Origin of the sequence: Streptomyces sp. NPDC004542, assembly GCF_040610035.1 — a bacterium.
GTDB lineage: Bacteria > Actinomycetota > Actinomycetes > Streptomycetales > Streptomycetaceae > Streptomyces.
Map to the genome: position 1 here is coordinate 1 of NZ_JBEXLP010000028.1, position 24,772 is coordinate 24,772.

Consider the following 24,772-nt stretch of genomic DNA (forward strand, 5'->3'; position numbering starts at 1 on the left):
GGCGGTCAAGTCCCGGGTCCCCGGCATGCACGTGCACGCCTTCTCCCCGATGGAGATCGTCAACGGCGCCACCCGCACCGGCCTGTCCGTCCGCGAGTGGCTGACCGCCGCGAAGGAGGCCGGCCTGGACTCCCTCCCGGGCACGGCGGCGGAGATCCTCGACGACGAGGTCCGCTGGGTGCTCACCAAGGGCAAGCTGCCCACGGCCACCTGGATCGAGGTCGTCACGACCGCCCACGAGCTGGGCATCCGCTCCTCCTCCACGATGATGTACGGCCACGTCGACCAGCCCCGCCACTGGCTCGGCCACCTGCGCACCCTCGCCCGCATCCAGCAGCGGACCGGCGGCTTCACCGAGTTCGTCACCCTCCCCTTCATCCACACCAACGCCCCGGTCTACCTGGCCGGCATCGCCCGCCCGGGCCCCACGACGCGGGACAACCGCGCGGTCACCGCCATGGCCCGTCTCCTCCTGCACCCCTGGATCCCCAACATCCAGACCAGCTGGGTGAAACTCGGCACCGACGGCGCGGCGCAGATGCTCCGCTCCGGCGCGAACGACCTCGGCGGCACCCTGATGGAGGAGACCATCTCCCGCATGGCGGGCTCCTCCTACGGCTCCTACAAATCCGTACAGGACCTGATCGCGGTCGCGGACACCGCGGGCCGCCCCGCCCGGCCCCGCACCACCCTCTACGGCGAGGTACCGCAGGAACGACAGCGAGCGGCGGCGGCCTCGGACGGACACCTGCCCGAGCTGCTGCCGGTGCTGGACTGACACCCGGGTGCCGCGGTGATGCCGATCGCCGCGACCTTGCGGACGGTGATCACCGCGGCGGCCACCAGGATGCTGTCCCAGGAGACCTCCGGCACCCACCTCCCGCGTTCACCCGACCCACACCCCGCCCCCCGGTCCGGCCCCTCTACCGACCGTCTCCGTTCGATTACAGTGCTGGGGCGTCGTACGTGCGGACGGTGCCGTGTGGGAGGTCAGGGTGGGTGCGACAGCCGGTGCCGGGGCCGTCTGGGGGCGGGCCGAGCAGCAGGACTTCCGCAGCCGGGTGCGCGGGACGCTGCTCGGGGTGGCCGTCGGGGACGCGCTGGGGGCGCCGGTCGACGGGCTCGGGACCGAGGAGATCAGGGCGGGGTACGGGGCGGACGGCCTGGTCGACCTGGCGGTGGGGTACGGGCGGCGCGGTGCCGTCACCCATCACACGCAGCTCACCCTCTTCACCGTGGACGGGCTGATACGGGCCCAGGTGCGGCGGGACACCGGGGCCTGGCATCCGCCGACCGACGTGCACCGGGCGTATCTGAGGTGGGCGGCGACGCAGCGGGACTGGGGGCCCGACGAGCGGCGCAAGGAGGACGGGTGGCTGGCGCGGGAGGAGTGGCTGTACGCGCGGCGGGACCCTACGCGGGCGCTGCTGCTGGGGCTCGGTGACGAGACCATGGGCACGCTGGAGTCGCCCAAGAACGCGGAGGAGCTGGGGCCCGAGGCCGTGGCCCGTTCCGCGCCGTTCGGGCTGCTCGTCGGCTGGGAGCCGCAGCTGGTGGTGCAGCTGGCCGTGGAGTGCGCGGCCCAGACCCACGGGCACCCCGTCTCCTGTCTGTCGGCGGGCGCGTACGCGGTGATCGTGCACGCGCTGGCCCGCGGCGAGAGCCTGGACGGCGCCGTGCAGCGGGCGCTGGCCCTGCTCGCCGCCCGGCCGGGGCACCAGCCCGTGTCCGACGCCCTCCAGTACGCGCTGGGCGCGGTACGGCAGGGGATGCCGTCGCCGGCCCGGGTGGAGGAGCTGGTGGGGGACGGGGCGGCGGACGGGATGCTGGCCGGCGCGGTGTACTGCGCGCTGGTGGGGGAGGACGTGCGGCACGGGCTGTGCCTGGCGGTGAACCAGGCCGGGCCCTCCGGTGCCGCCGGGGCGCTGACCGGTGGGCTGCTGGGGGCCCTGCACGGCGAGACGGCCCTCCCGCCGGCCTGGCTGGCCGAGCTGGAGGGCCGTCCCACGATCCTGGAGCTGGCCGACGACTTCGCGATGGAGATGACCCAGGGGCCCGCGCTGCACGGGCCGGCCGGGTCTTCTCCGGGGTGGCTGGCGCGCTACCCGCGGGGCGGGTAGCCGGCCGCGCGGGGTCAGTCCTTGACGGGGGCGCCGACCATGTCGTCGTCCGCACCGGAGGGTGCCGGGACCGCTGCCGCCGCCCCGTCGTCGTCGGTGTTGATCTTCTCGATGACCGCCAGGCGTTCCGGGGTGTCCTCCGGCTTGAGGTAGCCGACGAGGATGTACAGGACCAGCGAGACGGCCAGCGGGACGGAGACCTGGTACTGCAGCGGGACGCCGCCGTCGACGCTCCAGTTGATCGGGTAGTTGACCAGCCAGAAGGCCAGCAGGCCCATCGCCCAGCTGGTGAGCGCGGCCGTCGGGCCGGAGCGGCGGAACTGGCGCAGCAGGCCGAGCATCATCGGGATCGCGATCGGGCCCATCAGTCCGGCCACCCACTTGATGACGACGGTGATGATGTCCTTGAAGGTGGGGGAGTTGACCTGGGTGGCCACCGCCATGGACAGGCCGAGGAAGACCACCGTGGTGACGCGGGCGGCGATCAGGCCGGACCGTTCGCCCCACGCCCGGGCCCGCTGCGACAGCACCGGTGCCACGTCCCGGGTGAAGACGGCGGCGATGGCGTTGGCGTCGGAGGAGCACATGGCCATGGTGTGGGAGAAGAAGCCGACGATGACCAGTCCCAGCAGGCCGTGCGGGAGGAGCTGTTCGGTCATCAGGCCGTAGGAGTCGGAGCCGTCCGGCTTCTGCGCGTGGACCAGGAGCGGGGACATCCACATGGGGAAGAAGAGGACGACCGGCCACACCAGCCACAGGACCGCCGACAGCCGCGCCGACCGCTCGGCCTCCCGGGCGCTGCCCGTCGCCATGTAGCGCTGCGCCTGGTTGAGCATGCCGCCGTTGTACTCGAACAGCTTGATGAAGAGGAAGGCGAGCAGGAAGACGGTGCCGTACGGGCCGACGATGGGCTTGGCGTGGTCGTGCAGGGCGGGCTCGCTCCAGGCGTCGAAGAAGCCGATGCCCTTGTCGTTCAGCTTCAGCACGACCGCGACGAACATGGAGACGCCGGCCAGCAACTGGATGATGAACTGGCCCAGTTCGGTGAGCGCGTCCGCCCACAGGCCGCCGATGGTGCAGTAGACGGCGGTGATCGCGCCGGTGATGAGGATGCCCTGGTTCAGGCTCACCCCGGTGAAGACGGACAGCAGGGTCGCGATCGCGGCCCACTTGGCGCCGACGTCGACGATCTTCAGCAGCATGCCGGACCAGGCGAGGGCCTGCTGGGTGGGCAGGTTGTAACGGTTCTTCAGGTACTCCAGGGGCGAGGCGACATGGAGCCTCGACCGCAGCCGGTTGATGCGCGGTGCGAACAGCTTGGAGCCGACGGCGATGCCGAGGGCGATGGGGAAGGACCAGGTGACGAAGGAGGTGACGCCGTAGGTGTAGGCGATGCCCGCGTACCCGGTGAACAGCACCGCGCTGTAGCCCGACATGTGGTGCGAGATACCGGACAGCCACCAGGGCATCTTGCCGCCCGCGGTGAAGAAGTCGCTCACGTCGTCCACGCGCTTGTGCGACCAGACGCCGATCGCGACCATCACTCCGAAATAGCCGATGAGCACGACCCAGTCGAGACTGTTCATGCGCCCCCCTTCAGGGTCCGCCTTGTGAACTCCACTCAGCTGGCTGGCACTTCGCATGAGCGGAGTGTGGACGGGGAAGGCCGCGAAGTGCCCGCTCATCGTGGTTGCGGTTACGCGGGCACGACAAGCGAGCGTAAGGTCAAGAGCAGGCAAAAATGTTCTGCTTACTGACCTCGGTTCACCCATATGAACAGTTTGTGTGGCTGAAAATGAGCGCTCCCGCTTCCTGGGCAGGGGCTCAGCGCATCAACTCCCCGGCGTTCACCAGCAGCGACTGTCCCGTGATGGCCCGCGCCCGGTCCGAGGCCAGGAAGGCGGCCGCGTCGGCCACGTCCCCGTCCGTGGCCAGGTCGGGCAGCGCCATCCGGCCGGTCAGCCGGCCCAGCACCTCCGCCTCCGGGACGCCCTCCGTGTGCGCCGTGAACTGCACGTACGCCTGCACCGGCGGCCCCCACATCCAGCCAGGCAGCACCGTGTTGACCCGGATCCGGTACGGCCCCAGTTCCCGCGCCAGCGAGTACATCGCACTGGTCAGTGCCCCCTTGGAGGCCGCGTACGCCGCCTGCTTCACCTGGGTGGGCGCGGCCACCGCCGACTGCGTGCCGATGAACACCACCGAACCGCCGCCGCCCTCCTTCAGGGCCGGCAGGCAGGCCCGGGTCATCCGCAGCGTGCCCAGCAGGTTGACGTCCACGACCGACTGCCAGGTCGTGAAGTCGGCGTCCTCCAGCCCGCCGAAGTACGAGTCCCAGGCGGCCACGTGCACCACGGCGTCGATCCCGCCGAACCGCTCCCGCGCCAGGGCGGCCAGCGCCTCGCACTGCCGCTCGTCGGTGATGTCGGTCGCCCGGTACGCGGTCCGGGCCCCCTCCGGGTCGATCTCGGCCGCGCTCTTGGCGAGGTTCGCCCCGGTGCGGGCGCCGAGCACCGCGTTCCCCCCGTCCCGCACGACGGCGGCGGCGACCTGGTGGCCGAGCCCGGCCCCGACCCCCGACACGACGACCGTCTTGCCCTCGAGCAGTGACATGGCCGACCTCCCGACTCCGCCCGCTTGAGCTGATGACCCGTCAGATTAGGCGGGAGCGCGGGAAGGTGGAAGAGGGCCGGTGCGGCCCGGCCTCGACGCACGCCGGCACCGCCCGAGGGGCGGAGCCGGCGGATGTTCACGGCCTCACGGGGAGGGTCAGGGATCGGTGGCGGCGTCGGTGTGCGCGTCGGGGATGAAGACGGTGTCGAAGCCGAGGCCCTTGGCGCTTCTCCGATGGACCAGGACGACGCCGGGACGGCCGAGGTCCAGGCGGTGGTAGCGGCCTCCCTTCGCATCGGAGGTGTAGAGCTGCGGTCTGAGCCTGGGTGCCTTGTTCTGCAGTGTGCCGAGCAGCGAGAACTGCGTGTGCTTGGAGTGGGCTATCACGCCGATGGTGTGCTGCGGGTGCTGCTTGGTGAGCAGCATCACCAGGTCGGCGGCCCCGCGCTGCGGAAGGCGGTGCAGCCGTGCGGGCGGGCCGTCCCGTTCGGGGATCGGAGGCAGACCGGTTCCGGTGTGGAAGTGGGCCGCGAAGGACGCGATCTGCCGGGTGTTGCGGTGGTTGCCGTCGAGTTCGTGGCGCGCGCAGCGGCCCAGGCGCTCGGCGATCTCCGCGAGTGTGGAGTTGGCGTCGCCACGGCGTCGGCGAATTCGCCGGTTTCCGGCAGGACCTCCTGCTCCGCCGCCCCCGGCCCGCTCTCCGCCGTTCCCGGTTCGCCCTCCGCCGCCCCCGGCCCGCTCTCCGCCGCCTCCGGTTCGCCCTCCGGCGGCGACGAGACCACCTCCGCTGTGGGCTCTTCAGCCGGGGTTACGGCATCCCTCACCCTTGCCCCGGACCGAAGCTCGTCCGCTTCACGTGCGGTCAGCCCGGCCAGCCGGATCACTCCGTCGAGCGTCTGGGACGTCACATATCCGTCGGCGTCCGTGTAGCGCATCAGGAGCGCTCGCACCCGCCCGACACGGGCCGACACATTTTCTTCACGGAATCTTGCAACCTTTTCTGCATCTGACGAGTCCGCGTCTACGTGCACACGTGCGTCACGGACATGCAGACCCAGTCGGCCCAGCTCGCTTCGCAGCCGGTCCTGCTCGACCTGACCGAGCCTCATGGGGCGCACGTGCTGCGCGAAGGTCGACTCCGGCACGACGCCGTCCACGGCCGCATGTCTCAGTCGAGCCAGCAGCTCCCCGATCGCGACCTTCAAGCCGGGCCCGCCCGCCCCGCCTGCGAGTCGATCGTGCACGCCACCCACCCCCGTTCGCTTCACGGCGAGATTAAGGGTGACGTGTTGACGATGTCAACGGATGAATACTCTGTGCAATGCAAAGCGATTCGTGTACTGTGACGGCTGCCTCACTGTCCGTTCTGACACGATGGGCCGTGCGGCAGCAGACCAGGGGGCGCGTTCCGTTCCGGAAGCGCGAGAACGCGAGCAGTAGGCAGAGGAGCGGCAGTGAGCCACGAGCTCGTCGACGGCAGATTCCGCATCGGGCGCGTCATCGGCAGGGGCAACATGGGGGAGGTCCACCGGGCCGAGGACCTGCGCGCTCCCGAGGGCTCGCCCGAGCGCACCGTCGCCGTGAAGACGATCCTGCGTCGTCGCACCGGAGGCCGGATCGACACCGGCGGCGACACCAAGGCCGTGGAGCGCTTCGCCCGTGAAGTGAACATCATGCGCCTGCTGGAGCACCCCAACCTCACCCGGCTCGTCGCGGGCGGCATCGCCACGGACTGCGACGACCTGCCCTATCTCGCCATGGAGTACCTGGACGGCGAGTCGCTGCGTGACCTCATCGAGGAGGAACCGCAGCTCCCGGTCGCCTGGGCCGCCGCCATCGGCGCCCAGATCGCCGCCGGCCTCGCCGCCGCGCACGCGAAGGGCGTGGTCCACCGGGACCTGAAGCCCGCCAACGTCATGCTCACGCGGGGCGGCACGGTCAAGGTGCTCGACTTCGGCATGGGCAGCATCGTCGACGACCCGGACCAGACCCGCCTGACCAGCACCGGCGTCAGCGTGGGCACCGCCCGCTACATGGCCCCCGAACAGTGCCAGGCCAAGCAGGTGACCCAGGCCGCCGACCTGTACGCGCTGGGCTGTGTGCTGTACGAGATGCTGGTCGGCGTTCCTCCGTTCACGAGCGAGTCGGCGTACGAGCTCGCCGAGCGGCATGTCCACCAGGAGCCCAGCCCCGTCCGCGCGATCCGCGGTGACGTCCCCGCCGAACTCGCCCGCCTCGTCGACCGGCTGCTGGCCAAGGACCCGGCGAACCGCCCCGCCGACGCCGTGACCGTACGGGACGCCCTGCTTCCCCTCGCCGTACCGGCGGACGAGACCTGCCTCGTCCCCTCGTGGAGCGAGCAGGACCCGACGCTCCCCCTGCGCGAGGCCGCCCCGGCCCCGGTGACCGTCCCGCTGCAGCAGCCCGCCCCGGTGACCGGCTCCGGCGCCGGCATGGACGTCTTCGGGGTCCACCAGAATCTGATCCGCGACTACCGCTCCTTCACCGAGGGCGGCACCGTCATCCGCGACGAGCGCATCAAGGCGTACGTCGAGAAGGACCTGGACGACAAGTCCCAGTGGCCGAACCCCTGGCTGTCGCTCAACCCGTTCTTCCAGGGCGGCGGCACCGTGGTCGAGCTCGCCCAGCAGAAGGTGCTGCACCCCGAGTGCGCCCGCATCTTCCAGGCCAAGAAGACCGAGGGCGGCACCGTCTGCGACGGCCGGCCGCTGCTCCTGCACCGGCACCAGCGCGACGCCATCGACGCCGCCGCCTCCGGGGCGTCGTACGTCCTGACGACCGGCACCGGCTCCGGCAAGTCGCTCTCCTACATCGTCCCGATCGTCGACAAGGTGCTGCACGAGCGCGACGAGGAGGGGCCGGACGCTCCGAAGCGCGTGCGGGCGATCATCGTGTATCCGATGAACGCGCTCGCCAACAGCCAGTTGCGGGAACTGGAGAAGTACCTCCGCGACGGCTACGGCGCGGGCCGCGAGCCGGTCACCTTCGCCCGCTACACCGGCCAGGAGGACGACGAGAAGCGCAAGGAGATCCGCGACAACCCGCCGGACATCCTGCTCACCAACTACGTGATGCTGGAACTGATGCTGACCCGCCCGGCCGACCGGGCGAGCCTCATCAGGATGGCGCGGGGTCTGGAGTTCCTCGTCTTCGACGAACTGCACACCTACCGCGGCCGCCAGGGCGCCGACGTCGCGCTGCTGATCCGCCGGGTCCGCGAGGCCTGCCAGGCGGAGCACCTGCAGTGCATCGGTACGTCGGCCACCATGTCGACGGAGGGCACGCTGGAGGACCAGCGTCAGGTGGTCGCCGGTGTGGCGAGCACGCTGTTCGGCACCACGGTCCGCCCCGAGCACGTCATCGGCGAGACCCTGGTCCGGGCGACCGGCGAGCCGCCCGCCACCGTACCGGCCGAACGCCTCACCTCCCCGGCCCCGCGGGCCTACGACGACCTGGCGCGCGACCCGCTGGCCCGCTGGATCGAGGACCGCTTCGGCCTCGTCGCGGACGACGCCACGGGCCGCCTGGTACGCCGTCCGCCGACCCAGATCGAGGTCGCGGCACGCGAGTTGCACGAGACCTCGGGCGTCGACGAGGAGAGGTGCGCGAAGGCGATCCGCGCCACCCTGGAGGCCGGCTCGCAGGCGCTCAACCCGCGGAACGAACGGCCGCTGTTCGCGTTCCGCCTGCACCAGTTCCTCTCCAAGGGCGACACCGTCTACGTCACCCTGGAGGACAAGTCCTCCCGCCACCTGACCCGCTCCTACCAGCTCGAACAGCCCGGCAGCGGCGGCAAGGTGCTGATGCCGCTGGCCTTCTGCCGGGAGTGCGGCCAGGAGTACCTGACCGTGTGGCGCACGGAGAAGGACGGCGACGTCCGCTACGAGGCCCGCCGCGACACCTCGGCGACCGGCGGCCGGCAGGGCGACGGCTACCTCTACGTGGACCACGAGCGGGAGTGGCCGTCCAACGTGCAGTACGCGGTGAACGACCGTCGGCTGCCCGAATCCTGGCTGGAGTTGGACGACAAGGGCCAGGAGGTCGTCAAGCGCGCCTACCGCGACCGGGTGCCGAAGACCGTCACCGTCGACCCGTTCGGCCGCGAGGGCCAGGGCGAACTGAAGGCCGCGTTCATCCCCTCGCCGTTCCTGTTCTGCCTGCACTGCGGTGTGGCGTACGAGCAGACGCGCGGTCGGGACTTCGCCAAGCTGGCGACGCTGGACCAGGAGGGCCGCTCCTCCGCGACCTCGCTGGTCTCGGCGTCGATCGTCCGCTCGCTGAAGTCGGTGCCCGAGGAGGCCCTCGACAAGAAGGCGCGCAAGCTCCTCACGTTCGTCGACAACCGGCAGGACGCCTCCCTCCAGGCGGGCCACTTCAACGACTTCGTGCAGATCACCCAGTTGCGCGGGGCCCTGTACCGGGCGGCGCTGGACGCCGGCGAGGACGGGCTGCACCACGAGGAACTGGCCTCGGCGGTGACCAACGCCCTCGCCGTCGCACCCGCCGACTACACCGGCGAGGCCGACCTGCCGCCGTCGCTGGCCCGCAACGCGGCCCGCACACTGCGGGACGTGGTCGCCTTCCGCCTCTACCTGGACCTGGAGCGCGGCTGGCGCATCACCATGCCCAACCTGGAACAGACGGGCCTGCTGGAGATCGACTACGAGGACCTGGACTGGGTCGCCGCCAAACAGGACCGCTGGGAGGGCACGCACCAGGCGCTGCGGGACGCCGACCCGGCGCTGCGGGCCGAGATCACGAAGACCCTGCTGGACGAGATGCGCCGCTCCCTCGCCATCGACGTGTCGTACTTCCGCGACGACGCCTTCGACTCCCTCCAGCGCGCCAGCGAGGAGCGGCTGGTGGACCCGTGGGTGCTCTCCTCCGCGGACAAGCCCCGGATCGGCACCGCCTTCCCGCACCCGTCCCGGCCCGGCACGGACCGTGCGAGCCTGTTCCTCTCGGCGCGCGGCAAGTACGGCAAGTACCTGCGGCGCACGGACCGTGCCTTCCGCGACCTGGACCAGGACGACCTCCAGCTGATCATCGCCGAGCTGCTGAAGGTCCTCACCAAGGCGGGCCTGGTGAAGGAGGTGGAGGCCGCCCCGCAGCGCACCGGCCGCTACCGCCGGACGTCGTCCGGCGCCACGACCGGCTACCGGGTGGCCGCCCAGTCGCTCGTCTGGCGCGCCGGCAAGGGCGAGTCGGGCGCGCACGACCCGCTGACCCGCACCTACCAGAGCGGCGACGGCCCGCGCATCAACACGTTCTTCCTCAAGCTGTACCGGGAGACCGCCGACGCCCTGTCCGGCCTGTACGCCCGCGAGCACACCGCCCAGGTGTCCCCGGAGGACCGTGAGGCACGCGAGGAGGCCTTCCGCAAGGCGGAGCTGAAGCTCCTGTACTGCTCTCCCACGATGGAGCTGGGCGTCGACATCTCCGAGCTCAACGCGGTGATGATGCGCAACGTGCCGCCCACGCCCGCCAACTACGCCCAGCGTTCGGGCCGCGCGGGCCGCAGCGGCCAGCCCGCGCTGGTGACGACGTACTGCGCGACGGGCAACAGCCATGACCAGTACTACTTCCGCCAGCCCTGGCGCATGGTGGCGGGCGCGGTGGCCCCGCCCCGTCTGGACCTGGCCAACGAGGACCTGGTCCTCTCCCACCTCCAGGGCATCTGGATCGCCGAGGCCGGCCTGCGCCTGGGCCGTTCCGTCCCGGACGTGCTCGACGTGTCGTACCCGGACTCCGGCGACCGCCCGGACCCGGCCCTGCACCTGCTGCCGGACATCCGGGACGCGGCCCACGACGACGGCGCCCAGCGGCGCACGGTCGACGCGGCGCTGCGCGTCCTCGGCCCGCTGTTCGGGGACTTCGCGGACACCACGTGGTGGCACGACGACTGGATCGACGACAAGGTCCGCACCGTCGCCGAGCGCTTCGACCGCGCCTTCGACCGCTGGCGCAGCCTGTTCCGGGCCGCCCTGGACGACCAGTACGTCCAGAACAAGCGGCGCCTGGACTACAGCCTCACCGAGGGCGACCGCATCCGCGCCAACGCCCGCCGCCGCGAGGCCGAGACACAGCTGAACCTGCTGATGAACGAGAGTGCCGACAGCAAGTCGGTCCTCTCCGACTTCAACCCCTACCGCTACCTGGCCTCCGAGGGCTTCCTGCCCGGCTACAGCTTCCCGCGCCTGCCGCTGGCCGCGTACATCCCGACGATCGGCCGCCGCCGCGGCGACGGCGACTACCTCCAGCGCCCCCGCTTCCTCGCCATCCGCGAGTTCGGCCCCGGCGCGCTCATCTACCACGAGGGCGCCCGCTACCAGGTCACCCGCATCCAGCTGCCCCCGGACTCCTCCGGCGAGCTGACCACGGGCGAGGCCCGCCGCTGCGCGCACTGCGGCTACCACCACGAGCCCAAGGAACGCGAGGACCGCTGCGGCTTCTGCGGCGAGCCCCTGGGCGCGGCGACCTACGGCCTGCTGCACCTGCACACCGTGTACACCACCCGCCGGGAACGGATCTCCTCGGACGAGGAGGAGCGGCGCCGGGCCGGCTTCCGGCTGGAGACGTCGTACCGCTTCCACGACCACGGCATCCGCAAGGGCCGCCTCAACGCGACGATCGCCGACCCGGACGGGCAGCTGGCGCAGATCGCCTACGGCGACTCCGCGACCGTCCGGATCACCAACACCGGCCGGGTGCGCGCCCGTACGGACGAGCCGCCGGGCTACTGGCTGGACCTGGCCGACGGCCGCTGGATGAAGGACAAGGACGCGGCCGAGGCGGTCGGCGACTTCAGCGAGCTGCCGCCGGTGGACGAGGACGGCAACGAGCGCCGCCGCAGGAAGCGGGTCATCCCGTTCGTGGAGGACCGCCGCAACATCCTCGTCGTCACCCTCGACGAGGCGCTGCCCGAGCCGATCGCGCTCACCCTGATGTACGCGCTGGAGCGGGGCATCGAGGCCGCCTTCGAGCTGGAGGACGCCGAGCTGTCCAGCGAACTGCTGCCGCCGGACGACGGCCCCAGGCGCCGCATCCTCTTCATGGAGGCGGCGGAGGGCGGAGCCGGCGTGCTGCGCCGCCTCCAGGCCGAGGACGACGCCGTCGCCAAGGCGGCCCGCCGCGCCCTGGAGATCTGCCACTTCTCGGCGGACGGCAAGGACGAGGGCGACGAGGCCCACCGCCCGGGGCGGGCCTGCGCGCGCGGCTGCTACGAGTGCCTCCTCACCTACGGCAACCAGCTCGACCACGCCCAGATCAACCGGCACACGGTGGCCGCCCTGCTGGTGCGGTTCGCGTCGGCGACGGCGGCCCGCGCGTCACGCGGGGAGTCCCGGTCGGAGCAGTACCGGCGGCTGCTGGCCGCGTCCCCCGCCGATCCCACGCCGGTCGAGGCGTCGGCGTCCGAGCTGGCCGAACTGGCCGCACAGGGCGAACCGGCCGCACAGGGCGAACCGGCCGCACAGGGCGAACCGGCCGCACAGGGCGAACCGGCCGCACAGGGCGAACCGGCCGCACAGGGCGACTTCCTGGGCTGGGCGAAGGCACGCGGCCTGCGGCTTCCGGACGAGAAGGACGTGTTCCTGACGGAGGCGAACGCGGCACCGGACTTCGTCTACCGGCTGCCGGGCGCGAACGTCGCGGTGTTCGTCGACGACCCGGACGCCGAGGCTGACGCGCTGCGAGACGCCGACGCCGAGGAACGGCTGTTCGACGCCACCTGGGACGTGGTCCGCTTCCCGCACGGCGCCGACTGGGACGCCATCGCCGCCGCCAACACCCGCTACTTCGGCTCCCCGGCCGCCCACTAGGCGCTCATCAGAAGGATGTGACGATCGTTATGGCATTCACGTTCTCCGCCGGATCCCTGGTGAAGGCCCGTGGCCGCGAGTGGGTGGTGCTCCCCGAGAGCGAGCCCGACCTGCTCGTCCTGCGCCCGCTCGGCGGCTCGGACGACGACATCGCCGCCGTGCTCCCGTTCGAGCCCGTCGAGGAGGCCCGCTTCGCGCCGCCCGAGCCGGCCGACCTGGGCGACCAGCGGGCGGCGGGACTCCTGCGTACGGCCCTGCGGGTCGGCTTCCGCTCGGGCGCGGGCCCGTTCCGCTCGCTGGCGGGCATCGCGGTCGAACCACGCGCGTACCAGCTGGTGCCGCTGCTGATGGCCCTGCGCCAGAAGACGGTACGGATGCTGATCTCCGACGACGTCGGTATCGGCAAGACGATCGAGGCGGGCCTGATCGCGAGCGAGATGCTGGCGCAGGGCGAGGCGAGCGGCCTGGCGGTGCTCTGCTCCCCGGCCCTGGCCGAGCAGTGGCAGCAGGAACTGCGCGGCAAGTTCGGCATCGACGCGGAGCTGGTCCTGTCCTCGACGGTGTCGCGGCTGGAGCGCGGCCTGGACCTGGGGCAGTCGTTGTTCGACAGGTACCCGAACGTGATCGTGTCGACGGACTTCATCAAGTCCACGCGCCACCGCGACGACTTCGTGCGCCACTGCCCCGACCTGGTGATCGTCGACGAGGCGCACACGTGCGTGGCCGCCGACGACACCTCGGCGAGCGCGCAGAGCCAGCTGCGCTACGAGCTGCTGCGGCGCGTGGCTGAGGATGCCGAACGCCACCTGCTCCTGGTGACGGCGACCCCGCACAGCGGCAAGGAGTCCGCGTTCCGGAACCTGCTCGGGCTGGTCAAGCCGGAGCTGGCGCACGTGAACCTGGAGTCGGAGACGGGCCGGAAGCTGCTCGCCCAGCACTTCGTGGCCCGCAAGCGGGCGGACGTCCGCCAGTACCTCACGAAGGAGGACGGCCTGGCCGACGACTCCCTCGCCGAGCGCACCGCGTTCCCCTCGGACCGCTTCTTCAAGGACGAGACGTACAAGCTGTCCCCCGAGTACCGGGCCCTGCTGGACGACGCGATCGCCTACGCGAGCGAACGGGTCGAGGAGGCGGGCGGCCAGGGCAGGCGGGAGGCCCGCATCGCCTGGTGGTCGGCGATCGCGCTGCTGCGCTCTCTGGTGTCGTCCCCGGCCGCGGCCGCGCAGACCCTGACGACGCGCTCGGCGGCGGCGATCGCGGCGTCGGCGGAGGAGGCCGACAAGCTGGGCGCCCCGCTCAACAGCGACGCGGCGGACAGCGACGCGCTGGAGGGCATGGACGTGGCCCCGGGCGCGGAGACGGACGAGGGTGCCGGAGAGGGGGCCGACGACGGGCCGGTGAAGTCGCGGCTGTCCGAACTGGCAGCCCTGGCAGCCCAGTTGAAGGGCCCGGAGAAGGACCTCAAGCTGAAGGCGCTCATCAGGCACCTCAAGGCGTTGCTGGCCGACGGCTACAACCCGATCGTCTTCTGCCGCTACATCCCGACGGCGAAGTACCTGGCCGAGCAGCTGGAGAACGACCCGGAGACCAAGAAGCGCGGCCCCCTGGGCGCGAAGACGGTCGTCAAGGCGGTCACCGGCGAGCTGTCCCCGCAGCAGCGCATCGAGCGGATCGAGGCGCTGGCGGCGGAGGCCGGCGAGGACGCGGCGGCCCGCCGGGTCCTGATCGCCACGGACTGCCTGTCGGAGGGCGTCAACCTCCAGCACCACTTCGACGCGGTCGTCCACTACGACCTGGCCTGGAACCCGACCCGCCACGACCAGCGCGAGGGCCGCGTGGACCGCTACGGCCAGCGCCGCGACGAGGTCCGCGTCATCACCCTGTACGGCGACGACAACGGCATCGACGGCAAGGTCCTGGAGGTGCTGATCAAGAAGCACCGCCAGATCAAGAAGGACCTCGGCATCTCGGTCTCCGTCCCCGACGAGCTGTCGACGGGCGTGACGGACGCGATCGTGGAGTGGCTGCTGATGCGCGGCCGGGAGAACGAGGACGCGCTGTTCAGCGCGGACGCGTTCAAGGTCAGCAAGGAGAAGCTGGAGAGCGACTGGAACTCGGCGGCGGAACGCGAGCGGACGTCCCGTTCCCGGTTCGCGCAGCGCTCGATCCATCCGGAGGAGGTGGCCCGCGAGGTCGCCTCGATCCGGGAGGCGCTCGGCGGGGTGGGGGAGGTCCGGACGTTCGTGCGGGAGTCGCTGGGCGCGCTGGGCGCGGTGCTGCGGGGCGCCGATGCCGATGCCGGGGACTTCACGGCGCAGGTCGGCGGCACTCCGGCGGGCCTGCGGGACGCGCTCGCGCCGGTGGTGGGCGTGGAGGTCGTCGAGAAGGACCGCGAGATCCCGTTCCGGAGCGATCCGGCGGTGGCGCGGGGGGAGGCGGCGCTGGTCCGCACGGACCCGGTGGTGGGCGCCCTCGCCTCCCACGTCCTAAACGCGGCCCTGGACACCCAGGCCGAGGGCGCCCGCCCGGCCCGCCGCTGCGGGGTGGTCACGACGGACGCGGTGACCACGAGGACGACCCTGCTGCTGGTCCGCTACCGCTTCCACCTCACCCTGCCGTCCCGGAGCGGCGAACGGCAGCTGGTGGCGGAGGACGCGCGCCTGCTGGCCTTCGAGGGTGCGCCGAAGAACGGGGCGTGGCTCGCGCCGGAGCAGGCGGCCGCCCTGCTGGAGGCGACGGCGTCGGAGAACACCGACCCGCACTTCGGGGAGCGCACGATGACGCGGATCCTCGGCCAACTGCCCGACGTCAACGGCTATCTGGAGACCTACGGCGACGAACTCGCCGCCGAGCTGGACGCGGCCCACCGCCGGGTGCGGGCCGCCTCCGGCGAGATCGTCCGGGGCCTGTCGGTCACCGCCCAGAAGCCCGCCGACATCCTCGGCGCCTACGTCTACCTGCCCGCCGCCGCTTCTGCTTCTGCTTCTGTTCCGGTTGGAGTGTCCGCCTGATGTCCGCCACCACCCGCAACCAGGTGTTCACCGCCGTCCACACGGTCGGGGGGCTGCTGCCGGCCGACATGCTGGTGCGGATCTCCGAGGGCAAGGATGTCCCCGGTTCCAAGCCCGCCGACTACGGCCTGCCGTCGTCCCGTTCGGTGCGGGACGAGGCCGAGCGCGGCTGGGAGTACCTCAAGCCACTGTGGCGCGAGCTGCGCAAGCGCCTGCCGGAGGACCGGGAGACGGGCGTACCGGCGAGTGACCCCACCGGGCTCGCGGAGAACGACTGGCTGACCCCGCTCTGGCGGGAACTGGGCTTCGGTCGCCTGACGCACATCGGTGCGGCAGGCATCACCGCCGACTCGGACGCGGAGAAGAAGTTCCCGGTCTCCCACCGCTGGCACCATGCCCTCATCCACCAGACGGCATGGAACGCCGAGCTGGACAAGCGGCCGGGCGGCGCCGGCACGGTCCCGCCGCAGTCGATGCTCCAGGAGTGCCTGAACCGCACCGAGGCCCACCTGTGGGGCGTCCTGACCAACGGCCGCCAGGTCCGCCTGCTCCGCGACTCCAGCGCGCTGGCCACCGCGTCGTACGTCGAGTTCGACCTGGAAGCGATCTTCGACGGTGAGCTGTTCAGCGAGTTCGTGCTGCTGTACCGCCTGCTGCACGCGTCGCGTTTCGAGGTGGCGGAGGGGGCGGCGCCGTCGACGTGCCCGCTGGAGGCGTGGCGTACGGCGGCGATCGAGTCGGGCACGCGGGCCCTGGAGCACTACCGCGACGGCGTCCAGCGGGCGCTGGCCGCTCTCGGCACGGGTTTCCTGCGTCACCCCGGCAACACGGAGCTGCGCGAGAACCTGGACCCGGCCGCGCTCCAGTCGGCGCTGCTGCGCATGGTCTACCGCCTGATCTTCCTCTTCGTCGCCGAGGACCGCGAGGCCCTGCTGACGCCGGACGCGGACGAACAGGCCCGTGACCGCTTCACCCGCTACTTCTCCACGGCACGGCTGCGTGAGCGGGCCGTACGCCGCCAGGGCACCGCGCACAGCGACCAGTACGAGGCCCTCCAGCTCGTCCTGAACTCGCTGGGCGACGAACAGGGCCGCCCCGAACTGGGCCTGCCGGGCCTCGGCGGCCTCTTCAACACCACCGAGGCGGACACCCCGCTCCGTGGCGCCCGCCTGGCCAACCGCCACTTCCTGGAGGCGGTACGGCACCTCGCGCGCGTCCGCGACGCGAACTCCGCGCGCTGGCGGTCCGTCGACTACCGGCACATGGGCGCCGAGGAACTGGGGTCGGTGTACGAGGCGCTGCTGGAGCTGGTGCCGAAGCACAGCGCGTCGGAGCGTACGTTCGAGCTGGTGGACCGTGCGGGCAATGACCGTAAGAAGACCGGAAGTTACTACACCCCCACCGCGCTGACCGAGGCCCTGCTCGACTCCACCCTCACGCCCGTGATCGACGAGGCGGTGCGGCGCGGCGAGCGGCGGGCCCAGGACGAGGGCCACTCCGACCCGGCGGACACGATCGTCGGGGAACTGCTCTCCCTGACGGTCTGCGACCCGGCCTGCGGCTCCGGCCACTTCCTGGTCGCGGCGGCCCGGCGCATCGCCAAGCGGGTCGCCTCCGTGCGGGAACGTAACCCCGAGCCCACGGTCGAGGCGGTACGGCACGCCCTTCACGAGGTCGTCGCACGCTGTGTGTACGGCGTCGACCTCAACCCCATGGCGGTGGAGCTGGCCAAGGTGTCCCTGTGGCTGGAGGCCATGGAGCCGGGCCGCCCGCTCGGCTTCCTGGACGCCCACATCCGGCACGGCAACGGCCTCATCGGCGCCACCCCGGCCCTGATGCGGGACGGCATCCCCGACCGGGCGTTCAAGAAGACCGAGGGCGACGACGAGGGCTGGGCGAAGCAGCTCCTCTCACGCAACGAACAGGAACGCGCCAACCAGGGCAGCCTGTTCGAACTGGAACCGGAGACCCGCGTCGCCAACACGTCCTTCGCGACGGGCCTGCGCCGCATCACCTCGGCACCGGCACGGACACTGGCGGACGTGCGGCGGAAGGAGTCGGCGTTCAAGGAGTGGTCGACGTCCGCCGAGTACCTGCGGGCGCTGCACCTGGCCGACGCGTGGTGCGCGGCCTTCGTGTGGGTGAAGCGGGAGGACGTGCCGCCGGCCATCACGCACCGGGTGTTCCGAGGCCTTGAGGACCCCGAGGGCGACGCGGCCCCGCAGTCCACGCACGACGAGATCGTCCGGCTGCGGGAGCAGTACGCGTTCTTCCACTGGCACCTGGAGTTTCCGGAGGTGTTCAGCGTGCCGGAGGACGGTACGGGCGCCCGTGCGGAGGACGGTGGGGTCGATCCGGCCACGGGGTGGGCGGGCGGGTTCTCTTGTGTGGTGGGGAACCCGCCGTGGGACAAGGTCGACTTCATGGACAAGGAGTACTTCAGCGTCGTGGAGCCGGAGATCGCGGCGATCTCGGGTACGGCTCGGCGAACGCGGATCGCTGAGTGGGAGCGGGAGCATCCGGCGGAAGGGACTCGATATCGTGCAGCGCGCCGCACAGTGAAGGGAGCTTTCCATTTCGCCGGTGACTCGCGGGTGTTCCCTTTCTGTGCAAAGGGGTTGACGGTCAAGGGCGTCAACTCGCTCCAGACGGACGCCTTGTTCGCCGAGCGCATGTCGAATGTAGTGGCGTCGGAGGGGCGGTTCGGAGCAATCCTGCCTACGGCTATCGCGACGGGGGCAGGATCGCAGCACCTGTTCTCAGACTTCACGCGGCGGGGGGCGTTGATCTCGCTCTACGACTTTGAGGTCAGACGCCCGAGGTCCGCAGCGCTCCCCCGGGGTGGTAAGTGGTTCGACATTGATTCCAAGCAGTCGTTCTGTTTGCTCTCTCTCACCGGCCGGGGCTTGCGAAGGTCCGCTGCGCGATTCGGATTCTCTCTTGGCGATATCACCGACCTTGAGGACCCGAACCGCGTCTTCGCACTGACTCTTGAGGATATCGCCCTCATTAATCCCAATACGGGTACACTCCCGAAGTTCCGCTCTCGTCGAGATGCCGATCTGACGGCGGGTATCTACCGGCATATCCCCGTACTCTGGGACGAGAAAAGCAGGGGAGGGAACCCGTGGGGAATGAAGTTCAAACACCTCATCAACATGACCGATGACTCTGACCTCTTCCGTAGCCGTGAACAGCTTGAGGCTGAGGGGTGGACGCTGCGGGGCAGCGTTTTCGAGCGGGACGGCGAGCGGATGCTTCCGCTGTACGAGGGTAAAATGGCTCACCTCTTCGACCACCGCTGGAACTCCTACACCGGCACAGGAAACGAGGAACGCCGCCGGATCGAGTCCGTCGAGAAGAACGATCCCTCGCTTTGCGCCGCCCCCCGTTACTGGGTCGCAGAGCGCGGGCCAATCGCCACCGTGCGGAAAGGCAAGCAGGTAGTCGAACGCGGCGTCACTGAGCGACTTACCGAGGCTTATTGGGAAAGGGGTTGGCTACTCGGTTGGCGAGATGTTACATATTTCACTAACGAACGCACCGCCATCCCGGCCTTCCTGCCGTGCACTGCGGTCGGCAACACCTATTCCTTGATGCTCCCGGGAGTCGCATCCCCGCTGATCGCAGCTTTGCTCGCCACACAGTCTTCTCTAATCTTCGACTTCGTGAGCCGGCAGAAGATCAGCGACGCCCACATGAAGCCGTTCATCTGGAAGCAACTCCCCGTCCCCACCCCCACCGCCCTCGAACCCCACCTCCCCTTCCTCCTCCCCCGAGTTCTCGAACTCGTCTACACGGCCTACGACATGACCCCCCTCGCCCGCGATCTGGACGACGAGGGCGAGCCGTTCCGCTGGGACGAATCGCGGCGTGCCCAACTGCGCGCTGAGCTGGACGCGTACTTCTTCCACCTGTACGGCATCTCCGCCGAGGACACCGACTACATCCTGGAGACCTTCCAGTCGGAGTCGGGCGGTCTGAAGAACAACGAGATCGCCAAGTACGGCGAGTACCGCACCAAGCGGCTTGTGCTCGCCGAGTACGACCGCATGGCCACCGCCGGCCTGAGCCTGGAGAAGTCCCTCGTGGACGGCGAGACCTACACCTCGCCCCTCACCCCACCTCCCGGCCAGGGCCTCCGCCACGGCGCCTGACATCCATGTCCTCCCTGGTCACCCGGTGGCCCGCCCGCATTCCGCACCCGTGGGCGGGCCGCCTGGTGCCGCGCCCTCCCGCCCCACTGACCGAGGTGAGGTTCCCACACCCCACGCGTTGTCAGTGGCATAGGTCAGACTCGTAGCAACACGCTGACCGGCGCCACCAAAACTCGTCACTTCGAGGAACGCTCATGGCCCATCTGCACAACCAGTTCCAGGAGTTGCTCAAGCTCATCAACGTCGACCCTGCGGTCCTGAGCGCCACCCGTGAACGCCTGGCGCTCGCCCGCAAGCTGGCCGAGAAGCACCCCGAGGGCCGGAAATCCTACAGTTCGGGTTCGATCCCGGTCGGAACCCACATCCAGCCTCACTCAGGCGCCGTCAGCGACGGAGACGGCGGCATCATCCTGAACCGCGTCAAGCACCCTTCCCTCGGACCGGACGGCGATGGAGAGTCTCCGCATGACATCACCGATGAACTCGTCGCGTTCATTGGTCCGCAGCTCCGCGAGCCGGATCTGTACCCCAAGGCCCGAGTGCACAAGTCCCGACGAGGACTGAAGATTCACTTCGGTGCCCCGGTCAACGACACCGACATCACGGTCGATCTCATCGTGGCGCTGCAACGGCGGGACGGAAGCGGCCTGTGGATTCCCGACCTGGACAAGGCACCCCGTTCCGCAAACGCTTGGAGTGCAGGCGACCCGATCGGCCACGTTGACCTTCTCACCTCGGGACCCGACGCTCTGCGGCGCACCCGGCGCAGAGCGATCCGATTGCTCAAAGGGTGGAACGCGCAAGCCTCGAAGCCAGGCTTTTCCTCACACAACTTGTCGATGTGGGCGTACGAGTTCATCACCTCGGGAATGGGGCTTCCCGACGCCGTCCACACCGTCCTGGAGCAGGCCTCCGTCCGGCTCCGGGAAGAAACGCCGACAAAGGACCCGCGCACCTTCCTCACCCTCAAACCCCTGATTCCCCATGACCATGCCGAACGGCGTCTCCGAGTCGCCGCCTCGAAGCTCGGGGATGCGATCGATACCCCCGACGACACCGACGCCGTCCAGAAGGCCCTCGATCACCTCTTCCCCAAGACGATGAGCGAAGCCGCGAATGGCTTCTCCTCCATTTCTCTGCTCCGGACTACCGGCCAGCTGGGATTCTCGGGCCCGAGCTTGCTGATCCCGAAGAGCCGCTCATGGAGCAAGCCGTAGTCCATGGGCAGACATCAAAGCGTTCGCCGACCCTGGTTCGCGCGATCCATCGCCCGCATCAGGCTCCTGGACGACATACGTTCAACAGGGCTTGACGCTCGCGAGGTCGACAAGCCCGTAGCCTTCGAAGACGGCCTCCAGATCCAGGTCTACCCCCACATCCGCATCCTTCCGCTGCACAGTCTCCGCATCGTTTTCGACCCACAAGATCCGAAGACGCCACAGGTCCACGCGCGCGGACCTGGCTGTCCCGCGCACCGAAACTCCGACGGATCCCTGTGCCTCTGGTATCCCAAGGATTCAGCGACGCGCCGCTGGTCCCCCGGTGACAGCGGCGTGGCCCTGATCTCCATCATCGTGCGCCACCTGCGTTGGGAAGCGATGTATCGGGACACCGGCACCTGGCCAGGGTTCGAGGCGCCCCACGGGTACAACTCTCCGGGTCTCGACGAGAAAGACAACATCATTGGCTGACACGATCAAGACCTTGGGCCCCTACGCAGCCGTCCTCGCCGCCCTCATTACCGGCCTCACGGTCAGCGTCCAGTGGAGGATCGTCCGCCGTGCACAACAGCAGGACGAGAAGCGGAAACTCTTCGCCGAGGCGTACGAGGCCTGCATCGAGTATGCGGAGATGCCTTACGCAGTCCGTCGTCGTCGCACCGACGCCGCTGCGGAGGAACGTATCCGCCTCTCGGAACAACTTCGGGAAATCCAGATCAAGTTGGCCAGGTTCGAGGCATGGGTCAGATTTGAATCCCCGGAGGTCGGAGCCGTCTACGACGCACTTGTCACCCGGACCAGAGAGACAGCCGGCCGTAGCATCAAGGGTGCGTGGCTGGCCGACGGTGCGTCCGCCGACTCCGCCATTATCATCCCTACGTCGGTCGTCGACCTGCGTGAGCTAAACGAACCCCGCGAACGATACATGGCAGCAGTGGAAGCACACCTTCGCCCTCAGAACCGTCGCGCCCGGCTCGTCGCGTACATCCCCCGCCCTCGCCGCCGTGCCCCACTGTGGTCCGCATCTCAACGCGACGATCATTCATGAGGGGAGTCGACAGGTCCTCGGTCGCCCCCTGCCACCAGGCGCCCTGGTGCAGTACGCAGAGGACGAGGACACACCGGCGCCGCGTCGATACTCCGAACTACGGTGACGCCCCCGCCTCACGCCTCCACAGGACGCATCGCCCGCACAGAGACCGCCGCCCCGACAGAAACGAACCTGGGAGAACTCACCATGACCGAAGCTCCGATCGACGCTGCCGATTCCGATGCCGACCGGGAAGCTGTCGAGCAAGAGCGTTCTGAAATACGCGAGTTCGTCAGAGGCCTGAGCGCGGACGACATCAAGTCGGGCAACTGGTTCACCAATCTCTGCGCCCAGGCCATGAGTTCCTATACCGCGAAGGTCGACTGGCAGTACTTCCAGGAGCGGTATGAGGGCGTACCCCCGGATGGCATCGTCGATCAGCGGATCAAGATGGCGGCCCGGTACGCCGCGATCGAAGGCGGGCTCTCCGCCGGCGCCTACACGGCGGCCGTCGCCTCCACCATCGGGACCCTTGGCGGGGCCTCGCCGGCCACCGTCCCGGCCGCCGTCGCGACGCTGATGGTCGATGTCGCGTTCACCACCCGGCTCCAGCTCCGCCTGGCCTACGACATCGCAGTCCTCTACCAGGTTCCGCTCGACCTGTCCGACCCCGATGACCTGTGGAAACTCATACGAGTGGCCTTCACGATCAAGAGCGGGGAAGTGGTCCGGGAAGGCGTGGTCAAGGCGGTTCCAGTCGTCGTGCGCCCGGTGATCAAGCGCTTCTACTCCAAGGGGGTACTGACCGCCGCGAAGGGGCTCCCCTTCGTCGGGAAGTACCTCCTGCAGCGCAACGTCATCAAGATCGGCATCCCCGTGGTCGGCGTTCCCCTCGCGGTGGTGTTGAACCGCTATACGACGTTGGTCGCGGGGCGGCACGCGCAAGCCGTCTTCCGGAACGAGGCACGGGTGATCGAAGTCGCCGAAGGGCTGAGCAAGCGGAGTCGACACCCGCAGTTGATGTTGTGGGTCGCGTGGCTCGTCATCAGAGCGAACCGCAAGATCGCCGACGATGAGGCACTGTTGATGCGCCACATGGTGAGGCTGGTCCGGGAACAGCACCAGGTGGTCGACGAAGAGCTCGCTCGCCTTGTCGACATCGACCCCGCCGAGGTGTGGCGACGCCTGGACCACGAGTCAGGGGATCTGAGCGACCTCCTTGACGTGGCCAACCGGGTGGCCGCTGTGGACGGTGACCTCAACGCACGCGAGAGAGCAGTCATCTCCGAGCTTCAAGATCGCTGCCATCGAGGCTGACATCGTCATACGCCTCCTCCCGCAAGCGCGGCCACGTCAGGTGACCGTCGCTGGGTGGAGGGATATTCGGCGCCGATGGATTCGGCGGCTCCTGCGCGGTGTCCCGCCCGCCTCTCCTGCCGCATCCCGGAGTCGGCGGGCGGCACAAACCGCTCAGCGACCCGACCAGAACCGCACGAACCGCGCCCAGCTCTCCCGGCCGACCGCGAAGGCTGGGGCGGCTCACATGCTGGGGGATCCTCAGCTCATACGCCGAACTCCCCTCCCTTGACTCCCCTGGTGAACGCCTCCCACTCGCAGGGGGCGAAGAAGAGCATCGGCCCTCTGGGATCCTTGCTGTCACGTATCGCGCGTCCCCCGTCGGCGGTGTGCGCCACCTCTACGCAGTCCGTGTTCGCTCCCTGCGATGCCGAGGACTTCTTGAAGGTGGTGACAACGTCCCGGTTACTGCTCATTCTTCCTCTTCTTCCTGCGAGATCTTGCTGATTGCCGTCCGGAGAAACGCGAGGCTGTCTTCGGGGTTCAGGGCAGCTGACCGAAGGGCGTCGAAGACGTACGCGTAGTTGGCCAACTCGTCCGCGTCCTCGATGATGACCGTGTTGTTCAGACTGTCGATGGCCACGACCTCGGGCGCCGACTCGTTGCCGAACGAGAAGGTGACGAAGTGCCCCGCGAGCCTGGCCGGCCCCCACTGGTTCTGCGGCAGCACCTGAATCGTCGTGTTCTTCTGTTGGGCGATCCGGATGACTTGCTGAAGCTGCTCACGGTGAGCCGAACGGTCCGGCATGGGGGATGTCAACGCGGGTTCCCAGACGACGGCGGCGAACAGCGCCCCCGCTTCCTGAATCGCTCGCTGGCGCTCCTGCCGGATCTTGACGATTTCCTCGATGTGATCGTCAGGCACCACGAGCGGACCGGCTTCGATGAGAGCGCGGGTGTACGCCGGAGTCTGCAAGATCCCAGGAATGAACACGTTCTGCCACGTGCGGATGAGGGAGGCGTCCGCCTCAAGCGTCACGAAGTCGGCAAACCCGCCGGTGATCGTGGTCTGGTAGTCCACCCACCAGCCGCGCTTGTTGCTCTGGCGGGCCAAGTACTCAAGCTGGGAGCGTCGTTCGGTGTCCTCGACCTGGTAGAGATCCAGAAGGATGCGCACGTCCCCGACGCGTGGGGCCGACTGGCCGGATTCGAGACGGCTGATCTTGGATGTCGAACAACCGACGGCCTCGGCCGCGTCCTTCAGATCAAGTCTCAGGCCTTCGCGGAAGTTGCGCAGCGCAGAGCCGAGCCGCCGACTACGGACCGTTGGCCGCCCGCCTGGTGGCATGCCATCCCCTTTCTCCGTTGTGCCCAGTCTGCACGGCAACGAGCCGTGGTCGCCAGCATGTTGCCACGTTGAGTAACTTGCAAGTTTGCATTGAGGTTCGATTGCAAGTCGCCTGTGTCCCGCGCTACTTTCATTG

At 69.5% G+C, this 24,772-nt stretch carries 15 protein-coding genes; 10 read left to right on the forward strand and 5 right to left on the reverse strand.

Features of this window, described 5'->3' with window-relative positions; translation table 11 throughout:
- Together ABZX30_RS17590 and ABZX30_RS17595 are read left to right on the forward strand one after the other, a co-directional pair.
- Positions 1-778: CofH family radical SAM protein (locus tag ABZX30_RS17590; RefSeq protein WP_355934361.1), on the forward strand; the 778-nt coding region annotated here is incomplete at its 5' end.
- 217 nt (positions 779-995) lie between these two features.
- Positions 996-2,120: an ADP-ribosylglycohydrolase family protein gene (locus ABZX30_RS17595; protein WP_355934363.1), complete on the forward strand. Its 1,125-nt coding sequence runs from the start codon at positions 996-998 to the stop codon at positions 2,118-2,120.
- 14 nt (positions 2,121-2,134) lie between these two features.
- Here the strand turns inward: ABZX30_RS17595 and ABZX30_RS17600 are convergent, their stop codons facing one another.
- The 3 genes from ABZX30_RS17600 to ABZX30_RS17610 all read right to left on the reverse strand — a co-directional run bounded on the left by ABZX30_RS17600 (position 2,135) and on the right by ABZX30_RS17610 (position 5,159).
- On the reverse strand, positions 2,135-3,706 hold the full coding sequence (locus tag ABZX30_RS17600) for a sodium:solute symporter family protein (protein WP_355934365.1): 1,572 nt from the start codon (positions 3,704-3,706) through the stop codon (positions 2,135-2,137).
- 238 nt (positions 3,707-3,944) lie between these two features.
- Positions 3,945-4,733, reverse strand: coding sequence for an SDR family oxidoreductase (locus tag ABZX30_RS17605; RefSeq protein WP_355934366.1), 789 nt, complete (start codon positions 4,731-4,733; stop codon positions 3,945-3,947).
- Positions 4,734-4,889: 156 nt separating this feature from the next.
- Positions 4,890-5,159, reverse strand: coding sequence for a hypothetical protein (locus tag ABZX30_RS17610; RefSeq protein ID WP_355934368.1), 270 nt, complete (start codon positions 5,157-5,159; stop codon positions 4,890-4,892).
- A gap of 620 nt (positions 5,160-5,779) precedes the next feature.
- Between ABZX30_RS17610 and ABZX30_RS17615 the strand changes: the two genes are divergently transcribed.
- The 8 genes from ABZX30_RS17615 (at position 5,780) to ABZX30_RS17650 (ending at position 23,309) form a co-directional block, all read left to right on the forward strand.
- Positions 5,780-6,079, forward strand: a complete 300-nt coding sequence (locus ABZX30_RS17615) for a hypothetical protein (RefSeq protein WP_355934369.1) — start codon at positions 5,780-5,782, stop codon at positions 6,077-6,079.
- Between the two features lie 108 nt (positions 6,080-6,187).
- A complete protein-coding gene (locus ABZX30_RS17620; RefSeq protein WP_355934370.1) occupies positions 6,188-12,574 on the forward strand; it encodes a protein kinase in 6,387 nt (2,128 codons plus the stop codon).
- Between the two features lie 29 nt (positions 12,575-12,603).
- The gene (locus ABZX30_RS17625) at positions 12,604-15,585 is read left to right on the forward strand and encodes a helicase-related protein (protein ID WP_355934372.1); all 2,982 of its coding nucleotides are present in this window, start codon (positions 12,604-12,606) and stop codon (positions 15,583-15,585) included.
- Positions 15,585-19,742, forward strand: coding sequence for a DNA methyltransferase (locus ABZX30_RS17630; protein WP_355934373.1), 4,158 nt, complete (start codon positions 15,585-15,587; stop codon positions 19,740-19,742). The genes ABZX30_RS17625 and ABZX30_RS17630 overlap by 1 nt, the downstream gene beginning before the upstream one ends.
- A gap of 194 nt (positions 19,743-19,936) precedes the next feature.
- Positions 19,937-20,959, forward strand: coding sequence for a hypothetical protein (locus tag ABZX30_RS17635; RefSeq protein WP_355934375.1), 1,023 nt, complete (start codon positions 19,937-19,939; stop codon positions 20,957-20,959).
- A gap of 3 nt (positions 20,960-20,962) precedes the next feature.
- Positions 20,963-21,433, forward strand: a complete 471-nt coding sequence (locus ABZX30_RS17640) for a hypothetical protein (protein WP_355934376.1) — start codon at positions 20,963-20,965, stop codon at positions 21,431-21,433.
- Complete coding sequence (locus ABZX30_RS17645; RefSeq protein WP_355934378.1) at positions 21,426-22,010, forward strand: hypothetical protein; 585 nt, start codon at positions 21,426-21,428, stop codon at positions 22,008-22,010. The genes ABZX30_RS17640 and ABZX30_RS17645 overlap by 8 nt, the downstream gene beginning before the upstream one ends.
- 189 nt (positions 22,011-22,199) lie before the next feature.
- Entirely contained in the window at positions 22,200-23,309 is a 1,110-nt protein-coding gene (locus ABZX30_RS17650) for a hypothetical protein (RefSeq protein ID WP_355934379.1), read from the forward strand.
- Between the two features lie 245 nt (positions 23,310-23,554).
- On the opposite strand, the gene ABZX30_RS17655 is transcribed toward ABZX30_RS17650, so the two are convergent.
- Both ABZX30_RS17655 and ABZX30_RS17660 read right to left on the reverse strand, forming a co-directional pair.
- Complete coding sequence (locus tag ABZX30_RS17655) at positions 23,555-23,764, reverse strand: DUF397 domain-containing protein (RefSeq protein ID WP_355934381.1); 210 nt, start codon at positions 23,762-23,764, stop codon at positions 23,555-23,557.
- Positions 23,761-24,636: a helix-turn-helix transcriptional regulator gene (locus ABZX30_RS17660; RefSeq protein ID WP_355934382.1), complete on the reverse strand. Its 876-nt coding sequence runs from the start codon at positions 24,634-24,636 to the stop codon at positions 23,761-23,763. The genes ABZX30_RS17655 and ABZX30_RS17660 overlap by 4 nt, the downstream gene beginning before the upstream one ends.
- Positions 24,637-24,772: the final 136 nt, after the last annotated feature.